The organism is Paenibacillus roseus (assembly GCF_016424485.1).
GTDB classification, from domain to species: Bacteria; Bacillota; Bacilli; order Paenibacillales; family Paenibacillaceae; genus Paenibacillus_D; species Paenibacillus_D roseus.
The window spans coordinates 13,502-29,039 of record NZ_JAELUP010000061.1 but is presented as its reverse complement, the minus strand read 5'-3'; the positions used below and the strand labels follow the sequence as shown (position 1 = coordinate 29,039).

The window sequence follows — 15,538 nt, the reverse complement described above, 5'->3', positions numbered from 1 at the left end:
CTTCTACCTCCTTCTCCCTAGCCCAGCTGCCTTCTTGATCAGCCGAAAAACGTCCCTTTCGAGCAGGAAACGGTCCAACCTATGAATGGATTGCCCGGCAGCTGCAATGGTCTGGAAAATGCGCTCCCATATGAATTCGATATAGAAGACTTCACTCAACACGCGCAATGCCGGGGAGCGTTCTTTCACCGATTGTTCTGTAAAAGAAGCAGCCTTTTTATAGCTTATAAAAGCCATACCCAGGCCCGCTGCAGTCGCAATAAGCTGGGGCAGCCATACGGCAAGTCTTGGAATTGAAGCTGCTCGCTCAGGATTTAGCCAGCCGAGCAGACCGCCATGTCCTCCCCACAGTGCCTCGGCCAATCCGAAGATGATGAGAACAAGGGCCAAACAGAGTGCAGGAGCAGCTATTGCTCGTTGACTCTTTCCCTCGGTTGTCCGCCACTGTTGTTGTAGCATGAAGAACAAACGAGCTGAATAGAGAACGGTTAAACAAACAGCAGCCAAACCAGCCAGAAACAAAGGCAACTGCTTGTCCAGTGCTGCACCGAGTATGTAACGAGTGGACCAGAACCCTGGGAACGGTGGCAGTCCTGATAAAGACAATATGCCTATAATTACAGCAAGCCGACGGGCATTGCCGCTGGCGCTGGCCAAACGATTCTTGGCATAACCGGAGTCATAGCTGGAGTTCGAGCCGCCCGCGCTTCTCTGAACCAAAGCGCCTCCCGCCATCAGCACAATTGTATGCGCTAAGGCATTCACGACAAAGACATACACAGCTCCATTAAGGGAATGAACGCCAACTGCCATCACCATCAGACCAAGTTGGCCGGCGGCCGAATATACAACTAGATTAGCCACACTGCTTTGCAGCCATGCAGTCAAGGCGCCGATGACCGCACCGACCACCCCGGCCCAGGACAATATCACCATAATGGAAGGAGCAGCCTGAATAATAGTGAAATTGCGGATTAGTAAAAAGAAGGCCGCCGGAACTAAAGTCACCGTATGAATCAGAATTAGAGCAGGCAATGGCGCTTTTACGGAATAACGCAGCCAGCTATGAAATGGAAACAGGCCCGACTTGGCCGCTGCCGCGACTGCAAGCAGACCGGCAATAACGGATATAATGCCAAGTGCGATACTCGTTGACTGGCCCTCAAACACATTTTGAATCGAAGCAAAATCAAGCGCTCGCTCGGGCATATACCAATAGAGCAGCATCAAGGCAAGAAGCAGCGCTGCATCCCCTATGCCGCCCCAAAGAAAGATTCTCTTGGCTGCCTGGCGCACTCCTTCCTTGTCGTACCAAAAGCCGGTCAAGAGCAAGACTGCCACACCAAGCAACTGCCAGCAAATAAAAAGTGTCAACAGATTGACAGCAAGCACAAAGCCAAGCATAGCGAATGCAAGCAGTGACAGATATCCTTGGAATACGGCGGATCTGTCATCATTTTCCATATAATAGAAGGAAAATAGTTGTACACAAAAATAAATCAAACAAAACACGGCCGCAATCAGGGAAGTAAGCGGGGTAATTTCAATCCCCAGCGATAGCGAGTAACTGCCTGCCTTCAACCAAGTGAAGCTGATACTGTATTCGTTATTGGAAACAAGCTGCTCCAGCAAAATCCATATCGACAAGAACAGGGCCAATGCCGATGATACAACGCCGGACAAGGAAGCTGTTCGATCCGCGGAACGCCCAAGCGCAGTAATGAGTAAAAAAGCCGCGAGCGGCAGTATAGGCACAATCCAGGCATATTGAGAAAACATTGTAGGCATCGGTTCCGCCTCCTATAGAAATCACCTTTTAAAAGTTTAACAAATGCTGTCTCTTGCGTCTATTGTCTATTCAAACTTCATAACTTTCACGCAAATTTCAAAAAAACCTGCAAAAACGATGAAGTCTCCATGACATCCATCGTTTTTGCAGGTTTTAGCCTGGCTTGCTTGCCTGAATCATACTTGTTTAAGCCTCTTGATAAGCTTTCAGCATCCATACGGTCTTCTCGATCCATTCCTGTCTGCCTACCAGCATATCTGCCGTCGGCGCATCTCCGACTTCATCAGCAGCCTCCGCAATTTCTTTGCTTTCTGCAGCAAGCTGCTGCAAATCGGCAGTAAGCTGCTTTATCATTTCAATTGCAGATTCCCCGCCTTCGGCTTCGCGAATGGAAGCAAGGGACAACTGTTCTTTCAGCGTCGACGTCGGCTTGCCGCCAAGAGTCAGTACTCTTTCCGCAAGCTCGTCCACTATTAAAGCAGCTTCATTATAAAGCTCCTCAAACTTCTCATGCAGGGTAAAGAAGTGAGGGCCTTTTACATACCAATGGAAATGATGGAGCTTCATATACAATACACTCCAGTTTGCCACTTGCCTGTTCAGTTTTCCGATGACCTCCAGCGAATGCTGTCTTTTTTCGGGGGCATGGGTTGCCATTGCAAATCCTCTCCTTAAAAACATAGTGTTTTTCATGTGCTTGACATCTGTTTACCCTTGTAATCAAGAACTCAAACAAGTTTATCATGTGAAAGGAGAGTCCAGTTTATGCAATCTTAGCCGCACAAGCGTAAACGGCTTTGCCGTCCTTTGAAGGGCAAAAACTTCGTTTCGCGGAGAAATAGAAGCCATTTATAAAAGAAAGTTTATAAATGCTTATATTTTAAAAAAATCGTCCCCCGCAGTAATCTGCGAAAGACGATTTGATTAACGATGTTTTTTCACATTGATCCGGTTCATGGCACGCTGCATGGAAAGCTCGGCACGACGGAAATCGAATTCGTCCTGTTTCGCTTTCAAACGCTGCTCCGCACGGTTTTTTGCAGCCATCGCGCGGTCAAGATCAATGTCAGTCTGGCGTTCAGCACTTTCAGCCAAAATAACAACCTTGTCCTTGCGAACTTCTACAAAGCCGCCGTTCACTGCAATGTACTCTTCCTGACGGTCTTTTTTGATGACGACAGGAGCAATTTGCAGTGGCGTAACAAAAGGAATGTGGTTCGGCAAAATACCGAATTCCCCTTCAATCCCCTTCACGCTAACCATATCAACATCCTGGGCATATACCTTGCGCTCAGGCGTTACAATTTCCAATAAAAAGGTGCTCATGTGAAATCCTCCTGCCTTTCGCCTTACAGCGTTTTGGCTTTCTCCACGGCCTCTTCAATCGCTCCTACATACATAAACGCCGCTTCCGGCAGCTCATCATGCTTGCCATCCAGAATCTCTCTGAAGCTGCGCACCGTATCTTTAACGGATACATACTTACCAGGAGTTCCTGTAAATGCTTCGGCAACGTGGAACGGTTGGGACAGGAATTTTTGAATTTTACGCGCACGCGCAACAGTCAACTTATCTTCCTCGGACAACTCATCCATACCCAAGATCGCGATGATATCTTGAAGCTCTTTATAGCGCTGCAAAATTTGTTTAACACCTTGAGCTACGTTGTAATGCTCTTCACCCAGAACATCAGGCGCAAGAATACGGGAAGAAGAAGCGAGTGGATCTACCGCAGGGAAGATACCCATCTCGGAGATTTTACGCTCCAGGTTCGTCGTTGCATCCAAGTGGGCAAAAGTAGTAGCCGGAGCCGGGTCCGTATAGTCATCGGCAGGCACGTAAATCGCTTGAATGGAAGTAACAGAACCCTTCTTCGTAGAAGTGATACGCTCTTGAAGTTGCCCCATCTCGGTTGCCAGCGTTGGCTGGTAACCTACCGCAGACGGCATACGTCCAAGCAATGCGGATACCTCAGAACCCGCTTGCGTGAAACGGAAGATGTTGTCAACGAACAACAACACGTCTTTATTTTCAACATCACGGAAATATTCCGCCATGGTCAAACCGGTCAATGCAACGCGAAGGCGCGCACCAGGAGGCTCGTTCATCTGTCCGAAAACCATTGCTGTTTTCGTAATAACGCCAGCTTCCTTCATCTCATGGTACAAGTCATTACCTTCACGTGTACGCTCACCAACACCCGCAAATACGGAAATCCCGCCATGCTCTTGTGCAATGTTGTTGATCAGTTCCTGAATCGTTACCGTTTTACCTACACCGGCACCGCCGAACAGACCGATTTTACCGCCCTTGGCATAAGGAGCCAGCAAGTCGATAACTTTAATTCCTGTTTCCAGGATCTCCGCCTGCGTGGACAATTCATCAAATGATGGCGCCTCACGGTGAATCGGAAGGTGTACTTCTGATTTTGCTTCGCCTACATTATCAATCGGCTCTCCCAAAACATTGAAGATCCGTCCAAGTGTAGCGGAGCCAACGGGTACAGTAATTGCTGCACCTGTATCAATAACCTCTGTGCCACGAACCAGACCGTCAGTCGAGCTCATTGCAACCGCACGAACCTTGTTGTCCCCCAGGTGAACGGCAACTTCAAGCGTCAGGTTGATCGCTTTGGTGTTGTCATCGCCTTTATGGTCAATTTTGATCGCGTTCAAAATTTCCGGCAAGTGACCGCGCTCGAACTCAACGTCGACAACTGGACCCATGACGGATACAACGCGTCCTTTTTTCATGTTTTTCCCTCCTGCTTCCTTCTTGAATTCCGTTCTATGATTGTGCGTTCGCTCCGGCAACGATTTCCGAAATTTCCTGGGTAATCGCAGCCTGGCGCGCCCGGTTGTAAGTCAACGTAAGATTCGATACCATCTTCGTTGCGTTTTTCGTTGCACTGCCCATGGCTGTCATACGGGCGCCAAATTCGCTGGCCTTGCCATCAAGCAATGCTGTATAAATCAGCGTCTCCGCATATTTTGGAAGCAGTACCTCTAGCACGCCTTCCGGTGACGGCTCATACTCATAGCTTGTGGCTGTGCCAGAGCCGCTCATATCCTCAAGAGGAAGCAGTCGCTTTTCAACCGGAATTTGGGTCAATGCATTCACAAACTCATTATAGTAAAGGTACAACTCGTCATAAGCGCCCTCTGCAAATTTCTTCACAGATGTATAAGCAATGGATTTAATATCCGCAAAAGCTGGCGCGTCAGGCAAGCCTGTCACTTCCTCCATAACTGGCATATTGCGCCGGTTGAAGTAGTCGCGTCCTTTGCGTCCGATGACGAACAATACATATTCGTCGTTGGACTTATGCCTTTGACGGATGGTTTGGGTTACTTTACGCAGTACGTTGGCATTATAGCCCCCAGCCAAACCACGATCCGATGTGATGACGAGATACCCCGTCTTCTTAACCGGACGCTTCTCAAGCATTGGATGCTTCACATCCCTCGTCCCGGAAGCAATGCTGTCCACAACTTCCTTCAGCTTCTCCGCATAAGGACGGGAGGCTTGTGCAGCTTCCTGCGCACGGCGCAGCTTCGCAGCAGCAACCATCTCCATCGCTTTGGTGATTTGCTTCTGGTTTTGGATTGATTTGATTTGGCGTTTTATATCGCGTCCACTAGCCATTCATTTCACCCGCCTTTATTGCCCGGTCCACAGTGGAGCCTGATCCTCGCTTAAGCAGGACAGAACCCCACGTGATCCCTGGGCCTGGTGTTTGGTTATATATTAAACGGAAACAGAAAAGCTGCGTTTGAATTTATTAATTGCATCCACAAGCGCTTTCTCGTTATCCGCTACAAGGTCTTTCGTATCGCGAATCGATGCTGCAATCTCCGCATGGTTGGAATCCAGGAAAGCCAGGAATTCTTTCTCAAAACGAAGAATATCGGCAACCGGGATTTCATCCAGATGGCCTTTAACTGCTGCATAGATACTGATAACCTGTTTTTCAACCGGCATCGGCTGGTTAACGCCTTGTTTCAGGATTTCCAGTGTGCGCGCACCGCGGTTCAGGCGGGAAAGCGTGGATTTGTCAAGGTCAGAACCGAACTGGGCAAACGCCGCAAGCTCACGGTAAGCGGCAAGGTCCAGACGGAGTGTACCGGCAACCTTCTTCATCGCTTTGATTTGAGCAGAGCCCCCTACCCGGGATACCGAGATACCAACGTTAACCGCTGGACGCTGACCGGAGTAGAACAGATCGGACTCAAGGAAAATCTGACCGTCTGTAATCGATATTACGTTTGTCGGGATGTATGCGGACACGTCGGACGCTTGCGTCTCGATGAACGGCAGGGCTGTCAACGAGCCGCCGCCAAGTGCGTCGCTAAGCTTCGCTGCGCGCTCCAGCAAACGGGAATGAAGATAGAATACGTCACCCGGATATGCCTCACGGCCCGGCGGACGACGGAGCAGCAATGAAAGCTCACGATAAGCTGCCGCTTGTTTGGACAGGTCATCATAGATAACAAGCACGTGCTCGCCTTTATACATGAAGTACTCACCCATTGCACAACCGGCATAAGGCGCCAGGAAGAGCAGCGGGGATGGCTCAGATGCAGAAGCCGTTACTACAATCGTGTAATCAAGCGCACCATTGCGGCGAAGTGTTTCCACTACGTTTGCAACCGTGGATTGTTTTTGTCCTACAGCAACGTAGATACATTTCATTCCGCTGCCTTTTTGGTTGATAATCGCATCGATTGCAATCGCTGTTTTACCGGTTTGGCGGTCACCGATGATCAATTCCCGTTGGCCGCGGCCAATTGGAACCATCGCATCGATCGCTTTGATACCCGTCTGCATTGGCTCATGTACCGATTTACGGTCAATTACGCCTGGTGCAGGGGATTCGATTGGACGGAATTGCTTCGTCTTGATCGGTCCTTTGCCGTCAAGCGGTTGTCCAAGCGGGTTAACTACGCGGCCCAGCAGCTCTTCGCCAACCGGAACCTCCATAATGCGGCCCGTTCTTTTAACTTGGTCCCCCTCGCGAATATCCGTGTAAGGTCCAAGAATGATGGCGCCAACGTTGTTTTCTTCAAGGTTTTGCGCCATGCCCACTACGCCGCTGGCGAATTCAAGCAATTCGCCGGCCATTACATTCTCCAGGCCGTGAATGCGGGCAATACCGTCACCGACGTTGATTACCGTACCAACATCAACGACTTGGATCTCGGATTTATACTTTTCGATCTGTTGTTTAATCAGCGTGCTGATTTCATCAGGTCTGATACTCAATTCGCTCACCCCTATCTTAACAGTGCTTTATGCTTTCAACGATTTTTCGAGACGCTCCAGCTTGCCGGACAAGCTTCCGTCATACAGGCGGTCGCCTATACGCACTTGAATGCCACCGAGCAATGCAGGCGCTTCGATTTGTGTTGCACGAATCTTCTTGCCGATCAATGCGCCGAACTGCGCAGCCACCTTGGCTAGCTCTTCTTCCGAGAGCTTCTGGGCTGTGTATACAGTCGCATCAGCCTGGCCAAGCGCCTCGCCAGCGATTTTCTTGTAAGCTTCATAAACTTCACTGATAATTCCGATCCGGCCGCGGCTGATCAGCAAATCAATACTTCTCAGCACATCCTCAGATACATGTCCATTCAGCGCAGTCTTTAACAATTCAGACTTGGCGTCCGAAGATATATTAGGAGTTCCGAGAAATTTGGAGACTTGCTCATCACCGGCAATTGCCTGCGCAACAAGCCCCAACTCGCTCTCAACAGCTGCCACAGCGTTGTTTTGCTGCGCCAGCTCGAATAGCGCTTTGGCATATCGCTTCGCTACGACAGTATCGCGGCTCATGATTTGCCTCCTACCTCTTTGAGGTATTTGTCTACCAGCTGCTCCTGGGATTTCTCGTCAATCTGCTTTTCAATAATTTTGGAAGCGATTTTAACAGACATTCCGCTAACTTCACCGCGAAGGGCAGCGATTGCTTTGTTTTTCTCGGTTTCGATATCTTTGACAGCTTCGTTTTTCAAACGGGAAGCTTCAGATTTGGCAGTATCCAAAATATCGTCTGCCTGTTTGCTGCTGGTCACTCTTGCTTGCTCTATAATCTCGTAAGCTTCCTTGCGAGCATCCTGGAGCGCTTGCTTTTGCTCAGTGAGCTGCTGCTCGGACTGCTTGCGATTTTGTTCTGCTGTTGAAATCTGTTCTTGAACGAGTTCTCTCCGCTTCTCCATGATGCCGAACAACGGCCCGAAAGCGTACTTGCTAAGGAACCAGTACAATAAGCCAAATGAAATAATGGCAATCACTGTCGATGTCCATTCAAAACTCAATGCTGAACACTCCTTTCCGCAAATGGTTTCCTAATAGATTTAGGGAACGACAATCATAACGAAGGCGTGGAGGCAAAGGCCTTCCCCGCCTTGAAATGATTCAGTTTAATTATTAACCAAAGAAGATCAGGAAACCAAGTACAACACCGATAATCGGCACTACCTCAACGATACCAACACCGATAAACATTGTCGTTTGCAGAGCGGATTTCGCTTCTGGCTGACGAGCGATACCTTCTACTGTTTTACTTACGATCATACCGTTACCAAAACCTGCGCCGATTGCGCCCAAACCGATAACAATTGCTGCTGCCAATAAATCCATTTGTAAGATCCTCCTTAAGGATGGTTTTTTAGTATTGCTGTTTATATATTGCTAATCCTGATTAAAGAATAGTATCTCTATTCAGGTTCATACGGGAAATCAATGTGCTTCGTGTTCTTCATGGACAACCGCTTGCGCGATATATACCATCGTTAGAACTGTGAACAGGAAAGCCTGAATCGCGCCTACGAAAATACTGAAGCCCTGCCATACAGCAAGCAGTGGAATACCAACCCACTTCAGCATGAGAATCGTAGAAATCAGAACCTCACCGGCGAAAATGTTGGCGTAAAGCCGGAGTGCCAGTGTAACCGGCCGTGCAACCTGTTCGATCAGGTTGAGCGGGAAGAATATCGGATATGGATGGAAGTAATGTTTGAAATAATGCTTCGCATTCATCTTGATTCCAAGCACGTGGATCAGGAAGAATACGATGAGCGCCAGACCTGATGTCACAGCAATATCAGCAGTCGGAGATTTCCAGAAAGCAATATGAGCGGCTCCACCCTTTTCATCAACAAGCTCCTGAGAAACGACAACCACATTCCCCCATTTCACCTCATGATGCGCATCGAATGTTACACCGAATGGCAGTCCCAAAAGGTTGGAAACGAAAATGAACATGATTAGCGTCGCTGCAAGCGTGATGAATTTCTTCGCTTTCTCCAGCGGCATTGTACTAGCAACCGTATTGTGTACGAACTCAAGGGTCCATTCCATAAAATTTTGCATTTTGGAAGGATTGGCAACCGAAAGCTTCCTGGTCGCCAGAACACCCAGAACCATACAGATGATGGTGGATACAACAATCGCGATAATGGAAGAGAGATCGAAACTCAGCCCCCCGAGCTCAATTATCGGGAATTCATGCATATTAGTTTTTCACCCCTTTCCGCTGGAATCTCTCAAGCTTTGAACAAAAGCAATTGCGAAAACTACCAATTGCACATAAAAACTGGAAATCAGAGTGGACGGCAGATTGAACTGTTCCGGAAACTTAACCGCTATCATGACAACAATTAACACCGTAGCCAATCGCGCGCCTAACCCGATGCTAACTCGCTTGGGGCGTTCCTGCTGGAGCGCCTGGTCAATCAGGTTGATCCTTCTTCGCAACAAAAGCGCATTCATAAGACTTGCCATTACGCCCAATATGATGCCTGCAGCAATAGTTTTGCCGTCAGGAACCATAAACCGGACCACAAGGCAAGCAGCCACCAAAAAAAGGGCAGAACGCACCGCACGCCTTACGATTTCATCCATCGGTATCCTCCAGAACCTTTTTGACAAGCAAAATGCAGGACAGAATACCGACCGCCAATCCGGTAAGAAGACCTAGCACGGTCCAGCCCTTAGAGCCGCCAAGCCAGCTTCCGACGAAATAACCTAAGCACATGCAAATTGCGACATTCATGCCCAGCACGCCAACCATTCCGGCGGCAAGCAACGGATTGTCCCTTTTATTCTTTGGATTCATGGCTTATACCCCTGTCAATCCTCATATATTTTATCGAAGCGACGCAAGGTTTGTCAATCAATATAAATTCAAACATTTGGTGAACTTAAATCGAAAAACCCTTGATGGCTATGGGTTCAAAGGACCTCCTAACCATACAGTACAACTGTATGCTGTCCGGTTTGGGGACATCACCTGCACCCGGGACGAATTATGAACGTTCTGTGAACGCTTTCGGTCGTGAAGACACCTTGCCAAAATGATGGAGTATGGCTTGAACAATACGAACAGATGCCTGCCCGTCTCCGTAAGGGTTTGCTGCGTTGCTCATCCGGCTGTACATCTCCGCATCATCCAGAAGAGCCTTGGCCCGCTCATAAATGACAGTTTCATCTGTGCCTACAAGTTCAAGCGTGCCCGCATCAATACCTTCTGGACGTTCCGTTGTATCGCGAAGCACGAGCGTCGGCACGCCAAAGGAAGGCGCTTCCTCCTGTAGTCCGCCAGAATCCGTCATAATCATGTAAGTATGAGGATAAAAGTTATGGAAATCGAACACATCAAGCGGCTCAATCAGCCGGACGCGCGGATGTCCGCCCAATATTTCATTGGCTGGCTCCCGCACTGCCGGATTCAGATGCACGGCATACACAATAGCAACATCCTCGTACTCGTCTGCAATCCGTTTAACGGCACGGAACACATTCCGATGCGGTTCGCCGATCGACTCCCTGCGGTGTGCCGTCATAAGAATCAGGCGCTTGCCTTTAGCCCATTCCAGTTCAGGGTGTGTAAAGTCCTTGCTAACGGTATATTGGAAGACGTCCGTCGCTGTGTTGCCTGTAATATAAATATTAGACTCCGGCTTGTTCTCCTTGCGCAGATTATCCGCTGAACGGTTCGTAGGCGCAAAATGAATATCAGACAGGACGCCGGCAAGCTGGCGGTTCATCTCCTCCGGATATGGCGACAGCTTGTTCCATGTGCGCAGACCAGCCTCCACATGCCCGACTTGAATCTGCTGAAGAAATGCAGCGTAACTCGCCAAAAAAGCGGTCTGCGTATCCCCATGGACCAGCACCATATCCGGCTGCGACTCATGCAAAACAGGCTCAAGTCCTTGCAATACGCGAACCGTGGTCTCTGTCAAGGTCTGACGCTCTCTCATGACGTTCAGATCATACTCTGGCTTAATCTTGAAATAATCCAAAACCTGATCAAGCATCTGACGATGTTGGGCCGTAACGCAAACAAGCGGTTCAATATGTTCCGGATGCTTTTGAAGTTCCAGCACAAGCGGCGCCATCTTCACTGCTTCCGGACGTGTCCCAAAAATCGTCATTATTTTCAGTTTTGACAACATTCTCACTCCTAATCCGTTAGCCCCTTATTAATTATGCATAGTTCCAAACAAGCGGTCTCCGGCATCGCCCAGGCCTGGGATAATGTAGCCATGCTCGTCAAGGCGACTGTCAAGCGCCGCCAAATAAATGTCAATGTCAGGATGTGCCTTCTGGACAGCTTCAACACCTTCCGGAGCAGCAATCAGGCACATCAGCTTGATCTGCTTGCATCCGCGGTTCTTGAGCGATTCGATCGCCGCATTGGCCGAACCGCCTGTAGCCAGCATCGGATCAATGACAATGAGCAAACGTTCCGTCGCATCGGTCGGCAGGTTGATATAATATTCCACGGGCCTAAGAGTCTCGGGATTTCGGGCTAGTCCGATATGTCCAACTTTGGCCGATGGAATCAGCTTCAGCATGCCTTCTACCATTCCCAAACCAGCACGCAGAATTGGGATCAGCCCGACCATTCGCCCCGATACCACCTTGCATTCCGCTACCGCTACCGGTGTTTCGACATTAACGCTGACAAGCGGTACATCACGTGTAATCTCATAAGCCATCAAGGTCGCAACCTCATCGACCAATTCCCGAAAATCCTTGGTGTTCGTATTCTTATCACGAATAAATGTCATCTTATGCTGAATTAGCGGATGATCGCAAACGATCAATCTGCCCATGAATTCGTCCTCCTTAACCATCTGTTCAACTTTTTTATCCCAACTATTATAGCATTGTCAGGACAAGGCTGCACGAAAAACAATTGGAGAACTTTTTGACAGGGCAGGGTATTCAACCATAAGTCCAAGCAGGTTTGAGCCGAATGATTTGGCATAAGTTGAAGGAAAGACATGAGGAGTAGTCGACAAAAGCGCCGCCCTAAAAATGCGGTTACCCGCACCTGGAGCAGCGCCCTGTCAGAGTGAAAATTAGTAATTCAAAGTTTGGTAAAGCGGGTATTGAGCTGTCAACTGGCGAACCTTAGTTTTGGAAGCCGCCAGAACCGCCTCGTCTTTGGTGTTGTGCAGCACATCAGAAATAACTTCAGCAATGACCTTCATTGCTTGCTCATCCATGCCGCGGGAAGTTGCAGCAGGCGTACCCAGACGGATGCCGCTTGTTACAAACGGGCTGGTCGGATCGAACGGGATGGCATTTTTGTTTACTGTGATGCCAACTTGGTCGAGCACATGCTCCGCTTCTTTACCTGTGATATTCAGGCCGCGAGTATCGATCAGAAGCAAATGGTTGTCCGTACCGCCGGAAACAATGTTCAGGCCGCGGGAAATCAGTTCTTCTGCCAGCACCTTCGCGTTTTTAACTACATTTTCACCATATGTTTTGAAGGAAGGCTGAAGCGCCTCTCCGAATGCAACCGCTTTGGCCGCCACGATATGCATCAATGGGCCGCCCTGTGTTCCAGGGAATACTGCTTTATCAATTGCTTGCGCCCATGCTTTGCGGCACAGGATCAGACCACCGCGCGGACCACGCAATGTTTTGTGGGTTGTAGTGGTAACAAAATGCGCATGCGGAACCGGGCTCGGATGCTGTCCAGCAGCAACAAGACCTGCGATATGCGCCATATCAACCATAAACAGCGCGCCTACATCATTAGCGATTTGACCGAGCTTTTCAAAATCGATAATTCTCGGATATGCGCTTGCGCCTGCAACGATCATTTTCGGACGGTGCTTGAACGCTGCCTTGCGAACTTCTTCATAATCAATTGTAAAGCTGTCTTCACTTACGCCGTACGCCACAAAGTTGTACAAAAGTCCGGAAGCATTAACCGGGCTGCCGTGCGTCAAGTGTCCGCCATGGGCCAGATTCATGCCGAGTACAGTATCCCCAGGTTTGAGAGCCGCCAGATAGACAGCCATGTTCGCTTGTGCGCCGGAGTGCGGCTGCACGTTGGCATGTTCGGCGCCAAACAACTCGATTGCACGCTTGCGTGCGATATCCTCAGCGATATCTACATACTCACAACCGCCATAGAAGCGTTTGCCAGGGTAACCTTCCGCATATTTGTTAGTCAAAGCGGAGCCCATAGCTTCCAGAACCGCTTCGCTTACAATATTCTCGGAAGCGATCAATTCAATATTGTCGCGCTGACGTTGAAGCTCCAGATTAAGCGCGTGTAAAATCTCAGGGTCCTGCTTGCGTAAGTTTTCCATTGTACTTTCTCCTCCTGAAACCGTGTTGACGGCAAAATATTTATATAAATAAAATTACATACAGGTATCTGGTTGATAATTCACAGAGGGTGAATCTTCAACTTTAAAATCATTGATCGTATAGACGGCCCGTGCGCCGCCGATCAGCTTTGGCCTTGTCCAGGCCATCGTTATATGCGCCTCGCCAAACTGCTTGATTGACGGTCTCGCCGGCACAGCTACCCGCCGCAGATGCATCCCGATGAACGTATCCCCGATATCAATTCCAGCGTGAGCCTGTACCGTCTCCACCAGACAAGCATCCTTCAGATGCCGATAAGCATAGGCGGCCATTGAACCGCCCGCCCCCGGAACCGGGACTGCGGCAACTTCCTCCAGACCATAGCGTTCCGCCGCTTCCCTCGGCAGGACAAGCGCCCTGTTCAGATGCTCACAACATTGAAAGACCGGGTAAAATCCAAGCTGCGCCTGAGCAGCAGCTACTCCTTCATAAATAACCTGCGCTACGTCCAGCGTACCTGCCGTTCCGATATGGCGGCCAAGCACCTCACTGGTGCTGACTCCGATTACGAGAAGCTGGCCAGGCTTTAGTCCGCCCGCAGCTGCAAGCTCTCGGACCAGCGTCTCCATCTGCATAGTAATTTCCTGAAGTCTGGTATCCATGAGGGTCCGTCCTTTACGGTTGAAGGCTGAACCGGTGTTCCAGTTCTTTAACCTTGTTGACCCGTCCGGTATGGCGCTCCCCTTCGGAGAAAGGCGTCTCCAGCCAGATACGAATAATTTCCTGGGCTACCCCCGGGCCAATAACGCGCTCACCCAGTGCAAGCACATTGGTATCGTTATGTTCACGCGTTGCCTTAGCCGAGAACAGGTCATGTACCAGCGCACATCGAATGCCAGGGACCTTGTTAGCCGCGATGGACATGCCGATTCCGGTGCCGCAGATCAGAATTCCACGGTCAGCGGCGCCCTGAACGACGCGGTCGCATACGGTGATCGCATAATCCGGATAATCGACAGATTGCTCGCAATTGCATCCCAAATCCTCAACTTCGTGACCGAGTTCCTGGAGGAAAGGCACAATAACATCCTTTAGCCGGTAGCCGGCATGATCAGCACCAATAGCGATTTTCATTCATAAATCCCCCTCATAAGATCTGCCCAAGGTCTTTTGCCGGGCATAAGCTTCATTTCGCTCGTACTTATTATACCTGATTCGTCCTATCTTAAAAGACAAGAATTCCTAGCTCAGCGACACTCTCCCAAGAAATTTATAAATGCACATATCCCCAAAAAAGACGAAAAAGAGCAAGCGCGCAAACTACACACGCAAGCTCTTTGCCCAGGCGACCGGCCGTTTACTCCGATGCTCCATCGTGGTTACCCACTCTCGTCGCCAGTTACACCGGATCTGCTTTATCTTCTTCATCATAACGGAATTTCGCAGCAAAATCAATCTTCTGTTCGCCTAAATTTCCCCGCTCCGCAACTTGTTCACAAGACGCTCCAGCAAGATGGAAATCTCATCTGCCGCCTGCTCGTATCGGGAAAGCGGCCCGCCGAATGGATCGGCGATATCGAATCCGGGAATACGTCGCTCCAGTTCCAGCACGCGCTGCCGCTGCTTGTCACTAAGCTTGCCTCCCAGCACCCGATTCATATGCAGTTCGGTATACAGCGTCTCCAGCTCTGCAATATCTGCCAGCACACCGGGATCATCTTCTACGTATTCCTTTAATGTATAAGCCTTATCTACAGCTTGCGGATAGCGCTCCAGCAAATGGCGTTTATGCCCTGTAGTCATAGTTAAAATCAAATCCGCCCTTGCGACCGATTCGGCAGTCACCGTTCTCGAAGAGCCAGAGTGAACGATATCCATCGCAGCAAGCGCCTGCAAAGCAAAAGGAGATACTGGAAGCCCGTCCATGGTCGAAACTCCAGCGGAACGGGATTCAACAGAAAGCCCTGCGACAGCCGCCTTTTGTCTGAGCAGCGCCTCTGCCATCGGGCTTCGGCAAGTGTTGCCTGTACATACAAACAAGATGCGTTTCATGCTGTGCGCCTCCTTCTGGTTCTATCATCCATGTACACTGTGGTCATCCGACTTTGTTTGTTGTTCATCTTATATGTCATA

General features: G+C 49.5%; 18 protein-coding genes and 1 riboswitch. All 18 genes read right to left on the bottom strand.

All coding sequences use genetic code 11. The annotated features are described in order from the left end of the window. Positions 1-3: 3 nt before the first annotated feature. Positions 4-1,788: a proton-conducting transporter transmembrane domain-containing protein gene (locus JFN88_RS11510; RefSeq protein WP_199019443.1), complete on the bottom strand. Its 1,785-nt coding sequence runs from the start codon at positions 1,786-1,788 to the stop codon at positions 4-6. A gap of 187 nt (positions 1,789-1,975) precedes the next feature. After that, positions 1,976-2,446, bottom strand: coding sequence for a Dps family protein (locus tag JFN88_RS11505; protein ID WP_199019442.1), 471 nt, complete (start codon positions 2,444-2,446; stop codon positions 1,976-1,978). Positions 2,447-2,713: 267 nt separating this feature from the next. Beyond that, on the bottom strand, positions 2,714-3,115 hold the full coding sequence (locus tag JFN88_RS11500) for a F0F1 ATP synthase subunit epsilon (RefSeq protein ID WP_199019441.1): 402 nt from the start codon (positions 3,113-3,115) through the stop codon (positions 2,714-2,716). Positions 3,116-3,138: 23 nt separating this feature from the next. Beyond that, positions 3,139-4,542, bottom strand: coding sequence for a F0F1 ATP synthase subunit beta (gene atpD, locus JFN88_RS11495; protein WP_199019440.1), 1,404 nt, complete (start codon positions 4,540-4,542; stop codon positions 3,139-3,141). A 34-nt stretch (positions 4,543-4,576) separates the two neighbouring features. Further along, positions 4,577-5,434, bottom strand: coding sequence for an ATP synthase F1 subunit gamma (gene atpG, locus JFN88_RS11490; protein ID WP_199019439.1), 858 nt, complete (start codon positions 5,432-5,434; stop codon positions 4,577-4,579). Between the two features lie 102 nt (positions 5,435-5,536). Continuing rightward, positions 5,537-7,051: a F0F1 ATP synthase subunit alpha gene (atpA, locus tag JFN88_RS11485; RefSeq protein WP_199019438.1), complete on the bottom strand. Its 1,515-nt coding sequence runs from the start codon at positions 7,049-7,051 to the stop codon at positions 5,537-5,539. 27 nt (positions 7,052-7,078) lie between these two features. Then, a complete protein-coding gene (locus JFN88_RS11480) occupies positions 7,079-7,618 on the bottom strand; it encodes a F0F1 ATP synthase subunit delta (RefSeq protein ID WP_199019437.1) in 540 nt (179 codons plus the stop codon). Continuing rightward, the gene (gene atpF / locus JFN88_RS11475; protein WP_199019436.1) at positions 7,615-8,100 is read right to left on the bottom strand and encodes a F0F1 ATP synthase subunit B; all 486 of its coding nucleotides are present in this window, start codon (positions 8,098-8,100) and stop codon (positions 7,615-7,617) included. The genes JFN88_RS11480 and atpF overlap by 4 nt, the downstream gene beginning before the upstream one ends. Before the next feature lie 112 nt (positions 8,101-8,212). Beyond that, positions 8,213-8,425: a F0F1 ATP synthase subunit C gene (atpE, locus tag JFN88_RS11470; RefSeq protein ID WP_199019435.1), complete on the bottom strand. Its 213-nt coding sequence runs from the start codon at positions 8,423-8,425 to the stop codon at positions 8,213-8,215. Between the two features lie 99 nt (positions 8,426-8,524). Then, on the bottom strand, positions 8,525-9,298 hold the full coding sequence (atpB, locus tag JFN88_RS11465) for a F0F1 ATP synthase subunit A (protein ID WP_199019434.1): 774 nt from the start codon (positions 9,296-9,298) through the stop codon (positions 8,525-8,527). A gap of 9 nt (positions 9,299-9,307) precedes the next feature. After that, complete coding sequence (locus JFN88_RS11460; RefSeq protein ID WP_199019433.1) at positions 9,308-9,688, bottom strand: ATP synthase subunit I; 381 nt, start codon at positions 9,686-9,688, stop codon at positions 9,308-9,310. Then, positions 9,681-9,902: an AtpZ/AtpI family protein gene (locus tag JFN88_RS11455; RefSeq protein ID WP_199019432.1), complete on the bottom strand. Its 222-nt coding sequence runs from the start codon at positions 9,900-9,902 to the stop codon at positions 9,681-9,683. The genes JFN88_RS11460 and JFN88_RS11455 overlap by 8 nt, the downstream gene beginning before the upstream one ends. A gap of 190 nt (positions 9,903-10,092) precedes the next feature. After that, positions 10,093-11,241 carry a non-hydrolyzing UDP-N-acetylglucosamine 2-epimerase gene (gene wecB, locus JFN88_RS11450; RefSeq protein WP_269846554.1) on the bottom strand — a complete coding sequence of 383 codons (1,149 nt, stop codon included), beginning with the start codon at positions 11,239-11,241 and terminating at the stop codon, positions 10,093-10,095. A gap of 30 nt (positions 11,242-11,271) precedes the next feature. Continuing rightward, positions 11,272-11,907, bottom strand: coding sequence for a uracil phosphoribosyltransferase (gene upp, locus JFN88_RS11445; protein WP_199019430.1), 636 nt, complete (start codon positions 11,905-11,907; stop codon positions 11,272-11,274). Positions 11,908-12,156: 249 nt separating this feature from the next. Beyond that, the gene (gene glyA / locus JFN88_RS11440) at positions 12,157-13,404 is read right to left on the bottom strand and encodes a serine hydroxymethyltransferase (protein ID WP_199019429.1); all 1,248 of its coding nucleotides are present in this window, start codon (positions 13,402-13,404) and stop codon (positions 12,157-12,159) included. Between the two features lie 54 nt (positions 13,405-13,458). Next, positions 13,459-14,067, bottom strand: a complete 609-nt coding sequence (locus tag JFN88_RS11435; RefSeq protein WP_199019428.1) for a TIGR01440 family protein — start codon at positions 14,065-14,067, stop codon at positions 13,459-13,461. Positions 14,068-14,080: 13 nt separating this feature from the next. Then, positions 14,081-14,539, bottom strand: coding sequence for a ribose 5-phosphate isomerase B (gene rpiB / locus JFN88_RS11430; protein ID WP_199019427.1), 459 nt, complete (start codon positions 14,537-14,539; stop codon positions 14,081-14,083). 198 nt (positions 14,540-14,737) lie between these two features. After that, a riboswitch (ZMP/ZTP riboswitch) is annotated at positions 14,738-14,818 on the bottom strand. A gap of 54 nt (positions 14,819-14,872) precedes the next feature. After that, complete coding sequence (locus JFN88_RS11425) at positions 14,873-15,457, bottom strand: low molecular weight protein arginine phosphatase (RefSeq protein WP_199019426.1); 585 nt, start codon at positions 15,455-15,457, stop codon at positions 14,873-14,875. Between the last annotated feature and the right edge of the window lie 81 nt (positions 15,458-15,538).

Bases quoted from the DNA above. Each gene is read 5' to 3' on its own strand.
- atpE (WP_199019435.1), bottom strand. From the start codon at position 8,425: ATGGATTTATTGGCAGCAGCAATTGTTATCGGTTTGGGCGCAATCGGC.
- atpB (WP_199019434.1), bottom strand. From the start codon at position 9,298: ATGCATGAATTCCCGATAATTGAGCTCGGGGGGCTGAGTTTCGATCTC.
- atpG (WP_199019439.1), bottom strand. From the start codon at position 5,434: ATGGCTAGTGGACGCGATATAAAACGCCAAATCAAATCAATCCAAAAC.
- JFN88_RS11510 (WP_199019443.1), bottom strand. From the start codon at position 1,788: ATGCCTACAATGTTTTCTCAATATGCCTGGATTGTGCCTATACTGCCG.
- JFN88_RS11500 (WP_199019441.1), bottom strand. From the start codon at position 3,115: ATGAGCACCTTTTTATTGGAAATTGTAACGCCTGAGCGCAAGGTATAT.
- atpD (WP_199019440.1), bottom strand. From the start codon at position 4,542: ATGAAAAAAGGACGCGTTGTATCCGTCATGGGTCCAGTTGTCGACGTT.
- JFN88_RS11455 (WP_199019432.1), bottom strand. From the start codon at position 9,902: ATGAATCCAAAGAATAAAAGGGACAATCCGTTGCTTGCCGCCGGAATG.
- JFN88_RS11460 (WP_199019433.1), bottom strand. From the start codon at position 9,688: ATGGATGAAATCGTAAGGCGTGCGGTGCGTTCTGCCCTTTTTTTGGTG.
- JFN88_RS11435 (WP_199019428.1), bottom strand. From the start codon at position 14,067: ATGGATACCAGACTTCAGGAAATTACTATGCAGATGGAGACGCTGGTC.
- rpiB (WP_199019427.1), bottom strand. From the start codon at position 14,539: ATGAAAATCGCTATTGGTGCTGATCATGCCGGCTACCGGCTAAAGGAT.
- JFN88_RS11505 (WP_199019442.1), bottom strand. From the start codon at position 2,446: ATGGCAACCCATGCCCCCGAAAAAAGACAGCATTCGCTGGAGGTCATC.
- JFN88_RS11425 (WP_199019426.1), bottom strand. From the start codon at position 15,457: ATGAAACGCATCTTGTTTGTATGTACAGGCAACACTTGCCGAAGCCCG.
- upp (WP_199019430.1), bottom strand. From the start codon at position 11,907: ATGGGCAGATTGATCGTTTGCGATCATCCGCTAATTCAGCATAAGATG.
- glyA (WP_199019429.1), bottom strand. From the start codon at position 13,404: ATGGAAAACTTACGCAAGCAGGACCCTGAGATTTTACACGCGCTTAAT.
- JFN88_RS11480 (WP_199019437.1), bottom strand. From the start codon at position 7,618: ATGAGCCGCGATACTGTCGTAGCGAAGCGATATGCCAAAGCGCTATTC.